Genomic DNA, 18,900 nt, shown 5'->3' on the forward strand with positions numbered 1-18,900 from the left:
TAGCTGGCTTCGGTCAATGCACATCACCTCCCCTCGCCGCGATGTGTCGCGGCAGGAGGAAGTCTTGCCAAAACCCCGGCAATTTCTCAAGTGTTCTTGTTACGTTCCGCAATCACGAGTTGCTTCGTCACCGAAGCATGACCTCAGGCGACCATCTGCTCGGCTTTGCGAAGATCGACCGAAACGAGCTGGCTCACGCCCTGTTCGCCCATGGTGACGCCGTAGAGCCGGTCCATCCGCGCCATCGTCACCGCGTGGTGGGTGATGATCAAAAACCGCGTGTCGGTGCGGCGGGTCATCTCGTCGAGCAGGTCGCAGAACCGGGTCACGTTGGCGTCGTCGAGCGGCGCGTCGACCTCGTCGAGCACACAGATCGGCGCCGGATTGGCGAGGAACACCGCGAAGATCAGTGCCAGCGCCGTCAGCGTCTGTTCGCCGCCCGACAGAAGCGACAGCACCGAGAGCTTCTTGCCCGGCGGTTGGCACAGGATCTCGAGCCCCGCCTCGAGCGGGTCGTCGCTCTCGACCAGCGTGAGCCGCGCCTCGCCGCCGCCGAACAGATGGGTGAACAGCGTGCCGAAGTTCTCGTTGACCTGCGAAAACGCGGCGAGCAGACGCTCGCGGCCCTCGCGGTTCAGGCTGCCGATGCCGGTACGCAGCGTGCGGATCGCCTCTTCGAGGTCGGCCTTCTCGCTGACCAGCCCATCGTGCTCTTCGCGGATCGCCTCGGCGTCCTCCTCGGCCCGCAGGTTGACCGAGCCAAGCGCGTCGCGCTGACGCTTGAGCTGCGCGACCTTGGCCTCGACCTCCTCGGCGGGCGGCGGGGCCAGCGCGCCGACGTCGAGCGTGGCGAACAGCTCTTCGGGCGTGGTCTCCAGCGTCTCCTGGATCCGCTCGGCGGCCTGCGTCGCGGCGGTGCGGGCGGCCTCGGCGCGGGCTTCGGAGGCGGCGCGACGTTCACGCGCCTCGGAGGCGGCGCGCTCGGCGGCGCGCTCGGCGGCCTGCGCATCGGTAAGCGCGCCTTCGGCGGCGCGCAGCGCCTCGGTCGCAGCGTCGCGGCGGGCCTCGGCCTCATTGATGCCTGCGTCCAGCGTGCGCCGCTCGGCAAAGATCGCCTCGGGCCGTTCGCGCGCGCGCTCAAGCTCGGCTTCGGTCTCGGCGCGCCGCGCGGTCAATTCGCCAACACGGCCCCGTGCGGTTTCGGCCCGCTGACGCCAGCCATCAAGCTCGCGCGCGACGGTCTCGGCGCGGCGTGCCCGGGCTTCGCCATTGCGACGGATCTCGTCGGCTTCGGAGCGACGGGTGATCATGGTGATCCGCGCGGCTTCGACCAATTGGCGGCCCTGTTCCACGGCGGCGCGCGCGGCATCGAGATCGTCGAGATCGCGCAAGCCCGCCTCGGCTTCGATCAGCGCCTCGCGCCCGGCGCGGCCCTCGGCCTCAAAGCGCGCCATCGCCTGTTGCGCGGCGTCGCGGCGGGTCTGGGCACGGCCCGTCTCCCCCTCGGCACGGCTGAGCGCGCGCGCCGCCTCGGACAGCGCGGTTTCGGCGGCGCGGCGCGCGGCGCGGGCGGCGGCATCGGCCTCGCGGGCACGCTCCAGCGCGGTCGTGGCCTGCGCGTGGGTCTCGGTCAGCTCGGCGAGCTTGGCCTCGATCACCTCAAGCTCTTCGCGCAGCGCGCTCAGACGGTTCACCTGCTCCAGCCTGAGAGCGGCGGCGGAGGGCGCATCCTCGGCCCCGGCGCGGTAGCCGTCCCAGCGCCACAGATCGCCCTCGCGGCTCACCAACCGCTGACCCGGCTTCAACCGGGCCTGAAGCCCTGCCCCCTGTTCGCGGGCGACCACGCCGACCTGCGCGATGCGGCGGCCCAGAAGCCCCGGCGCATGGACGGCGCGCGCCAGCGGCTCGGCGCCCTCGGGCAGCGATTGATCAGCGTCATAGCCCGGCAACTCGGCCCAGCCGGTCGCGCCGCGTGCGTCCACCAGCGGGGCCTTCAGATCATCGCCCAGCGCCGCGCCCAACGCCTTCTCGAAGCCCGGCTCGACCTTCAGAAGATCGAGCAGCTGCGCGCCTTCGGCGTCGTTGCGCTCAACAAGCCGCGCAAGGCCCGTCACCTCGGCGCGCAGCGCCTTGGCTTCTCCCTCGACGCCAGAGCGTGCGGCGCGGGTTTCGGCCTCGACGCTCTGGGCCTCGGCGCGGGCGGTTTCGGCCTGCGCAAGATCGGCCTCGGCGGCCTCGGCGGCGGTTTGGGCTTTGGCTTCGACCTCGGCGGCCTGCGTCACACCGGCTTCGGCCTGCGCGCTCGCGTCGGTTGCGGCAGCGAGCTGCGCCTTGGCCTGTTCTGCGGCCTCGGCGCTGGCGACGATGCGCTTCTTGGCCTCGGCCACGAGGCGTTGCGCCGACTGGTGACGCGCGGCGAGCCGGGCAGTGTCCTCGGTGCGCTGCCCTTGGGCATGCTCGGCCTCGGTCAGGATCTCGCCCGCCTCGCGCGCCGTCTCCTCGGTGAGGGCAAGCCGGGCATCATGCCCTTGCCCCGCCTGCGAAAGCTCGGCAGCCTCGGCCTCGAGCGCGCGCATCGTCTCGCCCGCATCGCGGTCGAGCACACCCTCGCGCTCCATGTCGCGGTCGAGCTGTTCGATCCGCGCGCCAAGTGCGCGGATCGCGCCGCGCGCGCGCTTTTCCTGATCGAGCAGCCGGTCGCGCTCGGCCTCATGACGGTTCAGCACGGCGGTGGCGATGGTCGCCTCTTCGCGCAGCGGCGGCAGCGCGGCCTCGGCGGCGGCGCGCGTCGTCACGGAAGTCCCGGCAATCCCGTCGGCGCGGGCGGCGGCCTGCGCCATCTCGCGCAGCTCTTCCTCGGCGGCGCGGCGCATCGTTTCGGCGGCGTTCCAGCGCAGCCACAAGAGCAGCCCCTCGGCCGCGCGCAGCGCCGTGCCGATCTCGCGGTAGCGCGCCGCCGTCCGGGCCTGTCGCGCCAGCGTAGCCAGCTGGGCCGCCTGGCTTTCGACCACGTCATCGACGCGAGACAGGTTGGCCTCGGCCCCGCGCAGCTTCAGTTCGGCCTCATGACGACGCTGATAGAGCCCCGAGATGCCGGCGGCCTCTTCGAGGATGCGCCGCCGCGCCGTGGGCTTGGCGTTGATCAGCTCGGAGATCTGGCCTTGCCGCACAAGGGCGGGCGATTGCGAGCCCGTGGAGGCATCGGCAAAGAGCATCTGCACGTCGCGGGCGCGGACCTCGCGGCCATTGAGGCGGTAGGCTGAGCCGAGGTCGCGGGTGATGCGGCGTCCGATCTCGAGCGTATCGGAATCGTTGAAGGCGGCGGGGGCGAGCCGCTCGGCGTTGTCGATGGCGAGCGTCACTTCGGCGTGGTTGCGCGCGGGGCGGGTCGCGGCACCGGCGAAGATCACGTCTTCCATGCCGCCGCCGCGCATCGCGGTGGGGCGGTTTTCGCCCATCACCCAGCGCAGCGCCTCCAGAAGGTTCGACTTGCCACAGCCGTTCGGGCCGACCACGCCGGTGAGCCCGTCCTCGATCACCAGATCGGTCGGGTCGACGAAGCTCTTGAAGCCGTTCAGCCGCAGCCGGGAGAATCGCATGAAAGCCGCCCTCGTTCGCGCTCTTGGTCGCGCGCCTATGCGGGACACAAGGCCCCGAAGTCAACGCGCGCGGCCCTTTGCGCGCGGGGTTCCGCCGCGTTTGCGGGGCCGAACCATGCCCTGCGTCCCGGCCTTGGCGCTTGACGCCGGGCAGTGGCGCGGCGCAGAAACGGGGGGCAAGGTTCCCCTTTGCGGCGCGAAGCGTCCCTGGGGAGGAAATCGGGAATGCGGAAGGGGCCGATCCAGTCAGGAGGCCCCCAGCCGCAGCCGCCCCCGCGACTGTAAGCGGTGAGCGCCCCTCCGGCACCACTGGGAGAGATCCCGGGAAGGTGGGGGGATGCCACGACCCGCGAGCCAGGAGACCGGCCCTGCGTGATGCAACCGATACCCCGTCGGGTGGACGGGACAGGAGAACTGACATGACGACCAAGACCATCGCCGCCTCCGGCAGCACCACCGACATCGCCACCATCGCCTTTGCCGCGATCCTCGGCCTAGGGCTGATCTTCGCCGCCGGCTTCAGCCAGGCGGGTGCGATGCACGACGTGGCCCATGATTCGCGCCACGCGACCGGCTTTCCCTGCCACTGATCGCCCGGACATGTTGAAACAGATCGGGGCCAGCGCGCTGTTCGCTGGCCTGGCCGCAGGCGTGCTCGCAGCACTCCTGCAGCTTTGGTTCGTCGTGCCCTTGCTGATGGAAGCCGAGCTTTACGAGACCGGCGCGCGGTCGCACTTCACCGAGGGCTTCATCGGCTCGGACGCGGGCGCACCGCCCTTGGGCGATGCGATCGGGCGTCATGTCGGCACCATCGCGCTCAACGTCGTCGGCTGGATCGGCTTTGGCTTCGTGCTGGCGGCGGGCTTTGCCCTCGCGGCCCGGCGGGGCGTGCGGATCGACGCGCGCGCAGGGCTCCTCTGGGGCCTTGCAGGCTTTGTGGCGCTGGCGCTGGCCCCCGCCTTCGGGCTGCCGCCCGAGCTTCCCGGCACCATCGGGGCCGAGGTCTCCGAGCGGCAGCTCTGGTGGGGCGTCACGGTAGTGGCGACGGCGCTTGGCCTTGCCGTCACGGCGTTTGGACCCGGGCTCGCATGGATCGCGGGTGGCGTGGCGCTCCTTGCACTGCCGCATCTGATCGGCGCGCCGCATCTCGACCGCTACTTTGGCACCGCGGCCCCCGAACTGGGTGCGCTTTTTGCCACGCGGGCGCTGGGCGTATCGGCGGCGGCATGGGCGCTCTTGGGCGTCACGGCCGGATGGGTCTGGTCGCGCGAGGCGGCCTGACGCCTCAGGCCGGGATGCGACCGATAAGACCGTGCCGAAGTTGCCCCAGCGGCCGGGCATCGGTGATCTCGCCGCCCGGCGCTGCGGCGTAGAGATCCGCGAGCTTACGGACCTCGGCCGCCTGCGTGGCCGGGTCCACCCCCGCAAAGAGATAGGCTGTCTTGCCCGCGCCCCGGATCGACAGGGCCACGGGCGAATGGCAGACATTGAGACAATCGACGAGGCGCACCACGACCCCATCGCGCAAACCCTTACACAGGGCATCGGCCAAGGCCGCCCCCTCAGGCGCCTGCCCCGGCGCCGCACAGGTCGCGCAGATCGTGATGCAGTCCATATTTCCCTCCGGCGTGCCTGCGCCGACCAGTAACGGATGACCCATATGCCCGCCAAGATCCCCGCCACCGTCGTCACCGGCTTTCTCGGCGCCGGCAAGACCACGCTGATCCGCCACATGCTCGAGAACGCCCAAGGCCGTCGCATCGCGCTCATCATCAACGAGTTCGGCGATCTCGGCGTCGACGGCGGCATCCTGAAGGGCTGCGGCATCGAGACCTGCCGCGAGGAGGACGTGGTCGAGCTGTCGAACGGCTGCATCTGCTGCACCGTGGCCGATGACTTCATTCCGACGATGGAGAAGCTTCTGGATCGCGAGGACCGGCCCGATCACATCGTGATCGAGACCTCCGGCCTCGCTCTGCCGCAGCCGCTCATCCGCGCCTTCAACTGGCCCGGCATCTCGACCCGCGTGACGGTCGACGGCGTCGTCACCGTGGTCGACGGCAAGGCCGTGACCGAAGGCCGCTTTGCCCACGACATCGCCGCGATCGACGCGCAGCGCGCCGCCGACGATGGCCTCGATCACGAGACGCCGCTGTCGGAGCTGTTCGAGGACCAGATCGCCGCCGCCGACATGATCGTCGTCAACAAGACCGACCTCTTGGAGCCCGCCGAGGCCGAGGCGCTGGCCGCCCGGCTCAAATCCGAGGCGCGCTCCGGCGTGCAGGTGGTGCGCGCGACGATGGGCGCGCTTCCGGTCGAGGTGCTGCTGGGCCAAGGGGCCGCGGCCGAGGCCGACATGGAAAGCCGCCATGAGGTGCACCACCATCACCACCACGACGATGAGGACGGTGGCGACCACGACGATCACCACCACGAGCACGGCCATGACGAGTTCGAGAGCTTCGTCGTCACTCGCGCCGAGGTGACCGACTCCAAGGCTTTTGCCGCACAGGTCGCCGAGGTGATCCGCGCGCATGACATCCTGCGGCTCAAGGGTTTCGTCGCGGTGACGGGCAAGCCGATGCGGCTGACGCTTCAGGCCGTCGGTCCGCGGGTCGACACGCATTTCGACCGGCCCTTCGGCGCCGAGCCGCGCGAGACGCGGCTGGTGGTGATCGGCGAGGCTGGCCTTGATCGTGCGGCGATCGAGGCGGCGCTGGCGGCATGAGCGTCGAGGTGATGCCCGCGCGCGCGACCGATCCCGGTCCGCGCGCGCTGATCGAGGCCAGCCACGATCTGATGCGGTCGCTGTTCAAGCCCGAGGAAAACCACTTCCTGCCGATCGAGGCGCTGACCGCCCCTGACATCCGGTTCTTCGCGGCCTATGAGGGCCAGACGCCGCTGGGCTGCGGCGCGCTTCACGTGAAACCGGGCTATGGCGAGCTGAAGTCGGTCTTCGTGGCCGAGGCGGCGCGCGGGCGCGGCATCGGCGCGGCGCTGCTGGAGCGCCTCGAGCGGACGGCGCGGGACAAGGGTCTGCCCCTCGTCCGGCTCGAGACCGGCAGCCTGCTGGCTGCCGCGCATCGGCTCTACGCGCGCCACGGTTACGAGGCACGCGGCCCGTTCGGGGACTATGCCGCGAACGAGACGAGCCTGTTCATGGAAAAGCGGCTGTGATCTCAGCCCTTGGGCTCGGGTGCCTTCTCGGCGGCCTTCGCCTGAGCCTCTTTCATGCGCTTGAGAAGCTCCGCCTTGTCGGCGCGCTTGTCAAAAGGGGTCTTCTCGGTGCCACGGGCATTGTGCTCGCTGTGCTTGGGCGCGTTGCGGCTGCCCTTGGCGCCGCCCGACTTGCTGTAATCCATCATCCGCTCCTGTAACTGGGGGGTGCCGTTCCCTGCCCCAACGCGGGCGGCGGCGCAAGCGTTCACGAAAGGGCCTTCATGCATCTTCTTGCCGCCACGCCGGGCACCGTCTCCGACGGCACGGAGGCCGTCGATCTGGGCCAGACCCCCGGCGATCTCGTCGTCATCTCCGCCGCCGACACCGAACTTGCAAGCCTGAGTGCGGCGCGGGCGCAGGTGCCAGAGGCCCCGGAGCTGCGGCTGGCGAGCCTCATGCACCTGCAGCACCCGATGTCGGTCGACCTGCATCTCGACGATTGCGCGACGAAATCCCGCCTCGTGGTGGCGCGGGTGCTGGGCGGCGCGGGCTACTGGAAATACGGGCTGGTGCAATACGCCGCGCGGCTGGCCGAGGCGGGCGTGCCCTTCGCCGCCCTGCCCGGCGACGACAAGCCCGACCCCGAGCTGCGCGAGCTGTCGACCGTAGGCGCGGATGATTACGATGCGCTCTGGTCCTACCTCGTCGAGGGTGGGCCCGAGAACGCCGCGAACTTTCTGGCGCACGCCAAGCATATGCTCGACGGCGGCGAAGCGCCGCAGGCGGCGCGGCCCCTGCTGCGCGCCGGTCTCTACTGGCCGGGTCGGGGCATCGCCGATCTCGATCAGGTGCAGGCTTCATGGACCAAGAGCGCGCCGGTCATCCCCGTAGTGTTCTACCGCGCGCTTTTGCAGGGCGCGCAACTCGCGCCGATCGACCGGCTGGTGCGGGCGCTGCTGCGTCAGGGGCTGAACCCGATGCCGATCTTCGCGGCCTCTCTCAAGGATCCGGTGTCACGCGACACGCTGACGGGGCTGATGGCCGAGGCGCCGCCGGCGGTGATCCTCAATGCCACCTCATTCGCCACGGGGGGGGCTGTCGCAGGCGATGCCGCCTCGCCCAACCCGCTGGCCAGCCCCGCGGCCAACGCCGCCCCGGTGTTCCAGATCGTGCTGGCCTCGAGCAGCGAGGAGGCCTGGGAAGAGGGCCTGACCGGCCTGTCGGCCCGCGACATCGCGATGAACGTGGCGCTTCCGGAGGTGGACGGGCGCATCCTGTCCCGCGCCATCGGCTTCAAGGGCGAAGCTTTCTTCGACGAGGCGACGCAATGCCGCGTCGCCACCTACCAGCCCCGCGCCGACCGGATCACCTTCGTGGCCGAGTTGGTCACGCGCTGGGCCCGATTGCGCGAAACGCCCGCGCCCGACCGCAAGGTGGCGCTGATCCTCGCCAATTACCCCAACAAGGACGGCCGCCTTGCCAACGGCGTCGGCCTCGACACTCCCGCCGCCACGGTCCACGCGCTCAAGCTCCTGCAAGGCGCGGGCTACGGCGTCGAAGCGGTGCCCGAAGACGCGCAGGTGCTGATGGATCGGCTTATGGCGGGGCCGACCAACTGGCTCACCGACCGCGCCACGCGCGAGGGGGGCGAAGTGCTGCCGCTCGCGAAGTACGAGCGGTATTTCGGCGATCTGCCATGGGCGGCCAAGAGGCAGATCCTCGACCGCTGGGGTCCGCCGGGCGACGACCCGTTTCTTGCGCGCGGCGGCTTTGCCCTGTCGCTGCACCGCTTCGGCAACGCCGTGGTCGGGCTGCAACCGGCACGCGGCTACAACATCGACCCGACCGAGACCTACCATTCGCCCGACCTCGTGCCGCCGCACCATTACCTCGCCTTCTACTTCTGGCTGCGGCATCACTGGGGCGCGGACGCGCTGGTGCACATGGGCAAGCACGGCAACCTCGAATGGCTGCCTGGCAAGGCCCTCGCCTTGTCCGACACCTGCTGGCCCGAGATCGCCTTTGGGCCAACGCCCCATCTCTACCCCTTCATCGTCAACGATCCCGGCGAGGGCACCCAGGCCAAGCGCCGAGCGCAGGCGGTGGTGATCGACCATCTGACACCGCCGCTGACGCGCGCCGAAAGCTATGGCCCGCTGCGCGACCTCGAGGCGCTGGTGGATGAATATTACGAGGCCGCAGGCGTCGACCCGCGCCGCATCACCCATTTGCGGCGCGAGATCCTGAGCCTCGCCGAGACCACGGGCCTTGCCTCGGACGCGGGCTTCTCGGGTCAGGCCGACACCGATCTCGCGAAGCTCGACGCCTGGCTGTGCGAGCTGAAGGAGGCGCAGATTCGCGACGGGCTGCACATCTTCGGCCAATCCCCCGAAGGCCGTCAGGAGCGTGACCTCGCCATCGCGCTGGCGCGGGTGCCGCGCGGCACCGGTGCCGCGTCGATCCTGCGGGCGCTGGCGGATGACTTGTCGCTGGAGTTCGACCCGCTCGATTGCGACATGGCCGCCAACTGGACCGGCCCGCGCCCCGATGCGCTCGCGCACGAGGGCAAGTGGCGCAGCCACGGCGACACGGTGGAGCGGCTGGAGGAACTGTGCCAGCGCCTGCTCGACGGGAAGGCGCAGCCCCCCGGCCCCGCCTCGGCCGCCGTTCTCGATGAAATCGAGACGAAGCTCCGCCCCGCCATCGCCGAATGCGGCCCGGCCGAGGGCACGGGCCTGCTGATCGGTCTCGATGGCCGCGCCGTGGCACCCGGCCCTTCTGGCGCGCCGACGCGCGGGCGGCCCGACGTGCTGCCGACGGGGCGCAACTTCTTTTCCGTCGACGCGCGCGCCGTGCCCACGCCGACCGCTTGGGCGCTAGGCTGGAAATCGGCCAACCTCTTGATCGAAAAGCACCTGCAGGATCACGGCGACTGGCCGCGCAGCATGCTGGTCACCGCTTGGGGCACCGCCAACATGCGCACCGGAGGCGACGACATCGCGCAGGCGCTGGCCCTCATGGGCGTAAAGCCGACATGGGACAGCGCCAACCGCCGCGTTACCGGCTTCGAGGTGCTGCCCGAGGGCGTTCTCGGCCGCCCGCGCGTCGACGTGACCTTGCGCATCTCGGGCTTCTTCCGCGACGCTTTCCCGCAGCTCGTGGCCTTGGTGGATTCGGCGGCCCGCGCGGTGCAGGCGCTTAGCGAGCCCGAGGACATCAACCCTGCGGCGGCGCGGGTGCGTGCAGGTGGATCGGCGGCGCGGGTCTATGGCTCGAAGCCCGGTGCTTACGGAGCCGGTTTGCAGGCCCTGATCGACGAGCGGATCTGGACCGAGCGCGCGGACCTCGGACGGGCCTATCTCGACTGGGGCGGCTACGCCTATGGCGCGGGACAGGAGGGCGAAGCCGACCGCGAGGGCTTTGCCGCGCGGCTGGGCCAAGTCGAAGCCATTGTGCAGAATCAGGACAACCGCGAGCACGACATCCTCGATTCGGACGACTACTACCAGTTCGAGGGCGGTGCCGCGGCGGCGGTGGCCAGCCTGCAGGGCCGCGAACGGCCGATCTACCACAACGACCATTCGCGCCCCGAGCGGCCCGTCATCCGCAGCCTCGACGAAGAAATCGCGCGGGTCGTGCGGAGCCGCGTCGTGAACCCCAAGTGGATCGATGGCGTAAAGCGCCACGGCTACAAAGGCGCCTTCGAGATCGCCGCGACGGTCGACTACCTCTTCGCCTTCGCCGCCACGACGCGGGCGGTGAAGAACCACCATTTCGATCTCGTGGAGGAAGCGGTGTTGGCCGATGAAGACACGCGCGACTTCATCGCCGAGCACAACGCCCCCGCCCTGCGCGAGATCGCCGAGCGGCTGCACGAGGCGATCGAGCGCGGACTGTGGCAGCCGCGCTCGAACTCGGCCCGCGCCCGGATCGAGGCGCTGCGGTGAGCCAGACGCTGGAGGGGCGGCTGATCGAGATCGTCCGCGCCGCGCCCGAGCTGATGGCCGCCTTCCGAGCCGCCCGCGACCTCGACCTGCCCGACTGGTGGATCGTCTCGGGCGCGCTCTACGGGGCCGTATGGAATGCGCTCACCGCTCGGCCCGCGATGAACGGGATAAAGGATATCGACCTGTTCTACTTCGACCCGGACGTCAGTTGGGAAGCCGAGGACCGCATCATCCGCCACGCGGCACCGATGTTCGCACCCACGCCTCCGGTCGAGATCCGCAATCAAGCGCGGGTGCCGTTGTGGTATCGTGACCATTTCGGCCATGCCTGTCCCGACTATGCCAATAGCCGCGAGGGGATCGACCATTTCGCGTCACGCACGCATTGCCTCGGCATGCGGCTGCGCCCCGATGACGGCTTCGACGTCTACGCGCCCCATGGGCTCGAGGACATCTTTGCGATGCGGGTCGTGCCGAACCCGGTCCTGCCCAATCGCGCCACCCACGAGGCCAAGGCCGCGCGGCAGAAGACCTGCTGGCCGGAACTGATGGTCGTGCCGTGGCCCGAGGCCCCGCACGCTTGACGACGCGCCCGCCCGCCCCAGAGTGAAGGCACCCAAGCGCCCGGAGGCCCCATGATCGTCAACCTCGTCGTCCTGCTCGCCTGCCAGCTAGCGGGCGAGATCGCCGCACGCGGCCTTGGCCTGCCCGTGCCCGGCCCGGTGATCGGTATGGCGCTGCTGTTCGCCGCCCTCATCGCGCGACCCCGACTGGCGCAGCGCATCGCCCCCACCACCTCGGCGCTGCTTGGCAACCTGTCGCTTTTGTTCGTACCGGCGGGTGTCGGCGTGGTCGGACATCTCGACACGCTGGGTCGTGACGGGGTGGCGCTGATGGCGGCGCTACTGCTGTCGACCGTCGCCGCGATCCTCGCGGGTGTTTATGTGTTCTTGCTTGTCGCGCGGCTGATAGGGACGCCGGAATGACCCCCGCCGATCCGGCCGAGATCTGGACCTACCTGCGCCAAGACCCGCTGTTGTGGTTGACCGCGACGCTGGTGGCCTATGCTCTGGGCGACCTCGCCTTTCGCCGCTCGGGCCGCAAGCCGCTGGTCAACCCGGTGCTCGTCGCCGTGGCGCTTCTGGCGGTGCTGCTGCGCGTTACCGGTACGCCCTATGAGCGCTACTTCGACGGCGCGCAGTTCGTGCATTTCATGCTGGGCCCCGCCACCGTGGCGCTGGCCGTGCCGCTTTATGCCAATCTGAAGCTGATCCGTTCGACCGTCTGGCCGATGCTGGCTGCGCTGGCGGCGGGTTCGGTGACGGCGCTGGTGACGGCGGTCGCCATCGGCGCGGCCTTTGGACTGCGCGGCGAGACGCTGCTGTCGCTGGCACCGAAATCGGTCACCGCCCCCGTGGCGCTCGGCGTGTCCGAAACGATCGGCGGCGCGCCCAACCTGACGGCGGTGCTGGTGATCATCACCGGCATCACCGGCGCCATCGTGGCGACGCCGCTTTTGAACCTGTTTCGCATCCGCGACTGGCGCGCGCGCGGTCTCGCGGTCGGCGTCGCGGCGCATGGCATCGGCACGGCGCGGGCGTTTCAGGTCAACGAAACAGCGGGGGCCTTCGCGGGCATCGGCATGGGACTCAACGCGCTGCTGACGGCGTTGATCGCGCCGCTGCTGGCGCCGTGGCTCGTGGCGCTGCTCACCGGGTGACGGGTTGCACACGGCCCGCGTCCGGCGCAGTCTGTCGCCCCGAATGAGGAGGCCATCATGACCGAAGACACCGACCGCCACGCGATGAAGATGGCCAAGAAAAAGGCCGCGCGCGACAAGATCATGGCCACCAAGACCGACGAAAAGGGCCTCGTCATCGTCCATACCGGCAAGGGCAAGGGCAAGTCCTCGGCCGCTTTCGGGATGATCTTCCGCTGCATCGCGCATGAGATGCAATGCGCCGTGGTGCAGTTCATCAAGGGCGGCATGTCCACGGGCGAGCGCGACCTGATCCTCGAGCGGTTCTCGGATGTGTGCCAGTTCCATACCATGGGCGAGGGCTTCACCTGGGAAACGCAGGACCGCACCCGCGACACCGAGATGGCGCAGGCGGCCTGGACCAAGGCCAAGGAGCTGATCCGCGATCCGGAGAATCGCATGGTGCTGCTCGACGAGATCAACATCGCGCTGCGTTACGAATATCTCGACATCAAAGAGGTCGTGGCCTTCCTGCGCGACGAGAAGCCGCGCATGACCCATGTCGTGCTCACAGGGCGCAACGCACATGACGACCTGATCGAAGCGGCCGACCTCGTGACCGAGATGGAGCTGGTGAAGCACCCGTTCCGATCCGGCATCAAGGCGCAGATCGGCGTCGAGTTCTGATCTTCAGCTGCCCTGCCGCTCGATCAGCCGCTTCAACTCGGCCACCACCCGATCTTCGCTCACCGGCTTGGACAGCACTTGGGCCTCGGGGAACTCCTGCTTGAGTTCCTCGCCGTCCACGTTGCCGGTAACGAACAGTAAAGGCACGCCCAGCGCCGCGAGATCGCGCGCCAGCGGCAGGCTCGACTCCGAGCCGAGCCGGACATCGAGCACGGCGGCATCAGGGCGGGTCGACACGGCCTGACGCGCCTCGGCGAGGCGGGTGTAGGGTCCTTCGACCAAGGCCCCCTGCTCGCCCAGCGCCATCTCCAGCGAGATCGCGATCAGGAACTCGTCCTCGACCACCATCACCCGACGCCCTTCGAGCCGGGCCTCGCCGCGCGTGGCCCGTTCGCTCTCGGCGGCGTCGTGCCCCACTGGCATATCGATCGTGCAGACCACGCCGGTTTCGGCATAGTCGATCCGCACCTCGCCCTCATCGGCGCGCAGGATCGAGCGCAGCAGCGTCGAGCCGAAGCCCGTACGCTCGGGCGGTGTGACCCGTGGCCCCCCGGTTTCGCGCCAGATCACCCGCGCGCGTCCCGGCGCAAGGCGGCTCACCTCGACCGAAACCCGGCCCTCGTCGCTGCTCAAAGCGCCATATTTGATCGCGTTGGTGGTCAGCTCATAAAGCGCCAAGGACAGGCTCTCGGCGATCTTGGGCAACAGCGTGGCCCCGGTGGCACCGCTGATCACGAACCGCCCCGGCTCGGGGTCAAAGGGCGAAATGGCGCTGTCGATCACGTCGGAGACCCTGAGCGCGCTTTCGGAAAGCTGCACGGTGAGCGCGTGACTGCGCGACAGCGCCTCCATGCGGCCCAGCAGACTGTGTTCGAGCTCGGCCACGCTTTCGGCGCAGCGGGCCGACATGCGGACCATGCCCTGCAGCACCGAAAGCATGTTGCGGGTGCGATGGTTCAACTCCGAGGTCACGAGGCGCAGGCGTTCTTCGGCCTCCTTGCGATCGGTGATATCGAGGATATGCCCGATGATCCGCTCGTGGCCCGTTTCGGGATCGCGCAGGTGCCGACCATGCGCCGCGATCCAGCGCAGCTTGCCATCCGCGCGCAGGATTCGGCAGTCGAAGGACCAGCCCTGCTTGGTCGCGAGGGCCGTGCCATAAGCCGCATCGACCTCGGCGCGGTCTTCCTCGACGACATGGGCCAGAAAATCGTCATAGCTCCACGAAGCGCGCAGGGTCTCGTAGCCGAAGATCTGGTCATGCCGCAGACTGCGCCAAGCTTCGCCAGTGGCGGTGTCCAGATCCCAGACGCCGATCTCGCCCACGGCCAGTACCAGCCTGAGATGATCCACACCGCGTTCGAGTTCCGTCAGGTCTTCCATTCAGGCATCCGTTCCCACAAGCCTTTGAGCTACATGTTCCTTCCAAGGGTTTGAACAGCAAGGCCCCATTAGTTCCCACTAAGTGCGGGATGGTACGAAGTGTCAGGCAAGAATCTGCCCGGTCGACAGCGCGGCGGGGTCGACCCGCAGCTCAATCACTGCGATTTTCCCGCTCTTTCGGGCTCTCGTAAAGGCCGCCGCGAAACCGTCTTCCTCCTCGACCACCTCACCGTGCCCGCCATAGGCGCGTGCCAGTGCTGCAAAGTCCGGGTTGGCCAGCATCGTTCCCGAAACCCGGCCCGGGTACTGTTTCTCCTGGTGCATGCGGATTGTCCCGTATCGGCCATTGTTCACGACGATCACAATCGGGGTGGCGTCGTGCTGCGCCGCCGTCGACAACTCGTTCAGGGTCATCTGGAAGCAGCCGTCCCCGGCAAGACAGACCACCGTGCGCCCGGGATGCGCCAGCGACGCCGAGATCGCTGCCGGAAAACCGTAGCCCATCGAGCCCGAAGTCGGTGCAAGCTGTGTGCGATAGCCTTTGAAGCGGAAATAGCGGTGCAGCCAGCCTGCGTAATTGCCCGCGCCGTTGGTCAGGATCGCATCCTCGGGCAGGTTCTCCGAGAGCCAGCCGATCACCTGTTCCAGCTTAACCGCGCCGGGTGTCTGCTTGGGAGCGAGCCAACCCTCGTAATCATCGCGCGCTACATGGGTCCAGCCGAACCAATCGGCGCCGCAGGGCGCGAGCTCGGCCAGCGCCGAGAGCATTGCGGGTGCCTCGGCCACCGCCGCCAGTTCCGGCCGCCAGACGCGACCGATTTCATCCGCATCGGCATGGACATGGATCAGCAGCTTGTCGTGGCCTGCCGGATCGAGGAGGGTGTAGCCCTGTGTTTCGATATCGCCTAACCGTGAGCCGATCACCAACAGCGCGTCGGCGGCGCGGACCCGTTCGGCGAGCTTGGGGTTCACGCCGACGTTCAGGTCGCCCACGTAATTCGGGTGCCGGTTGTCCATGTAGTCCTGCCGCCGGAATCCCGCTGCCACCGGGAGGCCTTGGGCCTCGGCAAAGCGGGCGAGATCGGCGGCGGCGCGGCCCGACCAATGCGGCCCGCCGACCACCACCAACGGACGCTCGGCCCGGCGCAGCCGTTCCATGATCCGCGCCGCCGTGCCCGAGAGATCGGGGGCGAGCCGCTCCGGCGCGGGGGACAGGTCGTGCGCATCGGCTCGCCCCGACAGCACATCTTCGGGCAGCGCCAGCACCACCGGGCCGGGGCGGCCCGACATCGCCACCTCAAAGGCGCGACCGATGTATTCGGGGATCCGCGCGGTGTCGTCGATCTCGGCCACCCATTTGGCGAGGCCGCCGAACATGGCGCGGTAGTCCACCTCCTGAAACGCCTCGCGGTCGCGGTCGCCGCGCGCGATCTGCCCCACAAAGAGCACCATCGGCGTGCTGTCCTGCTGCGCGACATGGACACCCGCGCTGGCATTGGTGGCCCCCGGCCCGCGCGTGACGAAGGCGACGCCGGGACGACCCGTGAGCTTGCCATGCGCCTCGGCCATCATCGCGGCCCCGCCCTCGTGGCGGCAGACGACATTGGCGATGGCGCTGTCGTGCAACCCGTCGAGCACCGCTAGAAAGCTTTCGCCCGGCACCGAGAACGCCCGCTCCACCCCGAGTGTCGCGAGCTGGTCCACCAGAATCCTGCCACCGTGCCGCATGAAAAACCCTCCCTTTCAGGCCGGAGCATGGCCGCGCCCGCTCCGCCCCGCAAGCGGATCAGAGACTGACTTCGGGGCGGAAGCCTGCGGGGATGCGGTCGCGCGCCTCGAGCACCAGATCGGCCATCACCTCGCCCACCAGCGGCGCGAGGCCGAAGGCGATCTTGAAGCCGCCATTGGCGATCCAGGCGTTGTCGCGGAACGGGTGCGCCCCGAGCATCGGCGCGCGGCTGCGGGCGCGCGGGCGCACCCCGGCCCAGCGCGCGACCAGCTCCGCGTCCTCAAGGGCCGGGCACAGCGCGCGGGCGCGGGCGATCAGTACGTCGAGCTGGCCATCGGTCGCGGCCCCGTCCTCGTAGTCGCGCTCCGAGGTCGAGCCGATCCCCACCGTGCCGTCGGCGTGCGGCACCGCGTGCAGACCCTCTGCAAAGAGCTGCGGTGAGCCAGCGGTGTCGAAGTTGCGCGGACGCAGCAGCGCCGCCTGCCCCTTGACCCCGGTGCCGGCGGTCTTGCCCGCCATGGCCGAGATCTCCTCAAGCCCCGCCACCCCCGTGGCCCAGACCACCGGTCCCTTCGGCAGGCCGTCTTGGGCAATCTCGCCGCCCAGCGTTTCCAACGCGCGCGCCAGCGCCAGCGTCGCGCGGCGCGGGTGCAGACGGGCGGTCAGCGTGTCGTGGACGAGCTTGCCGCTCGGGCTTGCAGGCGCCCAGCCGCCGCTCTGCGTGTCGATCACCTGCCAGTCCGCTCGCCCCTGCCACAGATCGGCCGCGCCTTGCGCGCGAGCGTAGGCCCGTTCGACCGCGCCCGCATCGGCGAGCGGCTGCAAACGCCCGGTGCGGGCATAACCGGGATCCTGCCCCGACAGCCGCGCGATGTCGGACCAATACGCTTCGGCCATCAGCAGCGCCTCGAGCTGGAACGCCTTCTTCTCGTTCCACTGCTCGGGCACATGCGGCGCCAGCGCGCCGACGATGCCGCCCGAGGCCCCGGCGGCAGGGCCATGCGGGTCTATCACCCGGACATGCGCGCCCCGCCGCGCACAGGCCACGGCAACCGAAAGCCCCCAGACCCCCGCCCCCATCACCGTCAGATCCACGCTTGCCATCGCCTCGCCCCCCCGCCATCACGAAGGCGCAACCTAAGGCAGGCGCACATGAACGACCAGCAGGCCGACATCGACTGGCGGGACGACCGCGTGCCGGTCTCGACCCGATTCGACGACCCCTATTTCTCGATCCACGACGGGCTGGCCGAAACGCGGCACGTGTTTCTGGCGGGCAATGGCCTGCCGGATCGCTTCGGCGGCGACTTTCGGATCATGGAGACGGGCTTTGGCACCGGGCTCAACTTTCTCACCGCTTGGGAGGCATGGGAGCAGGCGGGAAGCCGCGGTACGCTGCGCTTCACCAGCTTCGAAGCCTTCCCCATGCACCCCACCGACACGGCCCGCGCGCTCTCGGCCTTCCCAGACCTTGCGGGACGTGCCGGACGGCTGGTGACGGCGCTGGAGCGCGGACCGGGGCCGCATGTCTTCGATGCGGCGGTGACGCTCGATATCGTTGTGGGCGACGCGCGCGAGACGCTGCCCGCGCATGAGGGGCTGGCGGATGCGTGGTTCCTTGACGGCTTTGCCCCCGCGAAGAACCCCGAGTTGTGGGGCGACACGCTGATGCGCGAGGTTGCGGCGCACACCGCGCCGGGTGGCACGCTGGCGAGCTATACGGCAGCGGGCCACGTGCGGCGTGCGCTGGCGGCGGCGGGGCTCGAGGTAGAGCGCGCGCCGGGATTCGGGCGCAAGCGGCACATGACCCTCGCCCGGAGGCCCCGCTGATGCGCAACGACAACCGCCTCGGCATCCTGCTGATGGTCATCACCACCTTCGTTTTCGCCATGCAGGACGGCATTTCGCGCTATCTGGCCGAAAATTACAGCGTGCTGATGGTGGTAATGGTCCGCTACTGGTTCTTCGCCGCCTTCGTCATCGCCATCGCGCGGCGGCAGAAGGGCTCGATCCGCGCCGCCGCCCGCACCTCGCAGCCGCTGTTGCAAGGGTTCCGGGGCCTGCTTCTGGCAGGCGAGATCTGCGTCATGGTGGTGGGCTTCGTGCATCTCGGCCTCGTCGAGAGCCACGCGATCTTCGCGGTCTACCCGCTGCTCATCGCCGCGCTGTCAGGTCCGGTGCTTGGCGAAAGCGTCGGCTGGCGGCGTTGGGTTGCCATCGGCATCGGCTTCACGGGTGTTCTGGTGATCCTGCAACCCGGGTTCGGCGTGTTCTCCCCCGCGGCGCTGTTCCCGCTGATGGCGGCGGTGATGTTCGCGCTCTACGGGCTGCTCACGCGCTATGCGGCGCGGCGCGATTCGGCGGCGACCAGCTTCTTCTGGACCGGGGTCAGCGGCGCGGTGCTGATGACCGTGATCGGCATTCCGAACTGGCAGCCGATGATCGGCTGGGACTGGGCCGTGATGGCGCTCTTGTGCGTCACCGGCGCGGGCGGGCATTTCCTGCTGATCAAGACCTACGAGGTGGCCGAAGCCGGGGCGGTGCAGCCCTTTGCCTATCTGCAGCTCGTTTTCGCCACGAGCTTGGGGATCGCGGTCTTTGGCGAAAGCCTTGCCCCCAACGTGGCGCTGGGGGCGGTCATCGTGGTGGGCGCGGGCGTGTTCACGCTGATCCGCGCCCACCGCAAGTCGAGCTAGA

The 18,900-nt window shown here is 69.3% G+C and carries 17 protein-coding genes and 1 riboswitch; of the genes, 11 read left to right on the top strand and 6 right to left on the bottom strand.

From position 1 onward, the window contains the following. Positions 1-143 precede the first annotated feature (143 nt). The gene (locus AADJ02_RS08125) at positions 144-3,599 is read right to left on the bottom strand and encodes an AAA family ATPase (protein WP_341212498.1); all 3,456 of its coding nucleotides are present in this window, start codon (positions 3,597-3,599) and stop codon (positions 144-146) included. A 182-nt stretch (positions 3,600-3,781) separates the two neighbouring features. Further along, positions 3,782-3,985: riboswitch (cobalamin riboswitch) on the top strand. Between the two features lie 33 nt (positions 3,986-4,018). On the opposite strand from AADJ02_RS08125, the gene AADJ02_RS08130 reads away from it, so the two are divergent. Together AADJ02_RS08130 and AADJ02_RS08135 are read left to right on the top strand one after the other, a co-directional pair. Continuing rightward, positions 4,019-4,189: a CbtB domain-containing protein gene (locus AADJ02_RS08130; protein ID WP_341212499.1), complete on the top strand. Its 171-nt coding sequence runs from the start codon at positions 4,019-4,021 to the stop codon at positions 4,187-4,189. Positions 4,190-4,199: 10 nt separating this feature from the next. Further along, a complete protein-coding gene (locus tag AADJ02_RS08135) occupies positions 4,200-4,880 on the top strand; it encodes a CbtA family protein (RefSeq protein ID WP_341212500.1) in 681 nt (226 codons plus the stop codon). Between the two features lie 4 nt (positions 4,881-4,884). On the opposite strand, the gene AADJ02_RS08140 is transcribed toward AADJ02_RS08135, so the two are convergent. Next, complete coding sequence (locus AADJ02_RS08140; RefSeq protein WP_341212501.1) at positions 4,885-5,214, bottom strand: DUF1636 family protein; 330 nt, start codon at positions 5,212-5,214, stop codon at positions 4,885-4,887. A gap of 45 nt (positions 5,215-5,259) precedes the next feature. Here AADJ02_RS08140 and cobW point away from each other — a divergent pair, with 45 nt between their 5' ends. Both cobW and AADJ02_RS08150 read left to right on the top strand, forming a co-directional pair. After that, complete coding sequence (gene cobW, locus AADJ02_RS08145; protein WP_341212693.1) at positions 5,260-6,327, top strand: cobalamin biosynthesis protein CobW; 1,068 nt, start codon at positions 5,260-5,262, stop codon at positions 6,325-6,327. Further along, entirely contained in the window at positions 6,324-6,776 is a 453-nt protein-coding gene (locus tag AADJ02_RS08150) for a GNAT family N-acetyltransferase (RefSeq protein ID WP_341212502.1), read from the top strand. Before cobW ends, AADJ02_RS08150 begins: the two co-directional genes overlap by 4 nt. A gap of 2 nt (positions 6,777-6,778) precedes the next feature. On the opposite strand, the gene AADJ02_RS08155 is transcribed toward AADJ02_RS08150, so the two are convergent. Further along, positions 6,779-6,961 (bottom strand): hypothetical protein, encoded by a 183-nt coding sequence (locus AADJ02_RS08155; RefSeq protein ID WP_341212503.1) that lies wholly within the window; start codon positions 6,959-6,961, stop codon positions 6,779-6,781. A gap of 78 nt (positions 6,962-7,039) precedes the next feature. Between AADJ02_RS08155 and cobN the strand changes: the two genes are divergently transcribed. The 5 genes from cobN to cobO are packed head-to-tail and all read left to right on the top strand — an operon-like array spanning position 7,040 to position 13,091. Next, entirely contained in the window at positions 7,040-10,705 is a 3,666-nt protein-coding gene (cobN, locus tag AADJ02_RS08160) for a cobaltochelatase subunit CobN (RefSeq protein ID WP_341212504.1), read from the top strand. After that, complete coding sequence (locus AADJ02_RS08165) at positions 10,702-11,289, top strand: nucleotidyltransferase family protein (protein WP_341212505.1); 588 nt, start codon at positions 10,702-10,704, stop codon at positions 11,287-11,289. The genes cobN and AADJ02_RS08165 overlap by 4 nt, the downstream gene beginning before the upstream one ends. A 51-nt stretch (positions 11,290-11,340) precedes the next feature. Further along, positions 11,341-11,691 carry a CidA/LrgA family protein gene (locus AADJ02_RS08170; RefSeq protein WP_341212506.1) on the top strand — a complete coding sequence of 117 codons (351 nt, stop codon included), beginning with the start codon at positions 11,341-11,343 and terminating at the stop codon, positions 11,689-11,691. Continuing rightward, a complete protein-coding gene (locus AADJ02_RS08175; RefSeq protein WP_341212507.1) occupies positions 11,688-12,425 on the top strand; it encodes an LrgB family protein in 738 nt (245 codons plus the stop codon). The genes AADJ02_RS08170 and AADJ02_RS08175 overlap by 4 nt, the downstream gene beginning before the upstream one ends. Positions 12,426-12,479: 54 nt before the next feature. Beyond that, on the top strand, positions 12,480-13,091 hold the full coding sequence (gene cobO / locus AADJ02_RS08180) for a cob(I)yrinic acid a,c-diamide adenosyltransferase (RefSeq protein ID WP_341212694.1): 612 nt from the start codon (positions 12,480-12,482) through the stop codon (positions 13,089-13,091). A gap of 3 nt (positions 13,092-13,094) precedes the next feature. On the opposite strand, the gene AADJ02_RS08185 is transcribed toward cobO, so the two are convergent. The 3 genes from AADJ02_RS08185 to AADJ02_RS08195 form a co-directional block, all read right to left on the bottom strand. Then, positions 13,095-14,474 (bottom strand): HWE histidine kinase domain-containing protein, encoded by a 1,380-nt coding sequence (locus AADJ02_RS08185; protein WP_341212508.1) that lies wholly within the window; start codon positions 14,472-14,474, stop codon positions 13,095-13,097. A gap of 102 nt (positions 14,475-14,576) precedes the next feature. After that, the gene (locus AADJ02_RS08190; protein ID WP_341212509.1) at positions 14,577-16,202 is read right to left on the bottom strand and encodes a thiamine pyrophosphate-binding protein; all 1,626 of its coding nucleotides are present in this window, start codon (positions 16,200-16,202) and stop codon (positions 14,577-14,579) included. A gap of 58 nt (positions 16,203-16,260) precedes the next feature. Further along, complete coding sequence (locus AADJ02_RS08195; protein ID WP_341212510.1) at positions 16,261-17,307, bottom strand: FAD-dependent oxidoreductase; 1,047 nt, start codon at positions 17,305-17,307, stop codon at positions 16,261-16,263. 48 nt (positions 17,308-17,355) lie between these two features. Here AADJ02_RS08195 and mnmD point away from each other — a divergent pair, with 48 nt between their 5' ends. Together mnmD and AADJ02_RS08205 are read left to right on the top strand one after the other, a co-directional pair. After that, positions 17,356-18,033 carry a tRNA (5-methylaminomethyl-2-thiouridine)(34)-methyltransferase MnmD gene (mnmD, locus tag AADJ02_RS08200; RefSeq protein WP_341212511.1) on the top strand — a complete coding sequence of 226 codons (678 nt, stop codon included), beginning with the start codon at positions 17,356-17,358 and terminating at the stop codon, positions 18,031-18,033. After that, entirely contained in the window at positions 18,033-18,899 is an 867-nt protein-coding gene (locus tag AADJ02_RS08205; RefSeq protein ID WP_341212512.1) for a DMT family transporter, read from the top strand. The genes mnmD and AADJ02_RS08205 overlap by 1 nt, the downstream gene beginning before the upstream one ends. The last annotated feature ends 1 nt before the right edge of the window (position 18,900 follow it).

The sequence above is a fragment of the uncultured Limimaricola sp. genome (assembly GCF_964022235.1).
Lineage (GTDB): Bacteria > Pseudomonadota > Alphaproteobacteria > Rhodobacterales > Rhodobacteraceae > Limimaricola.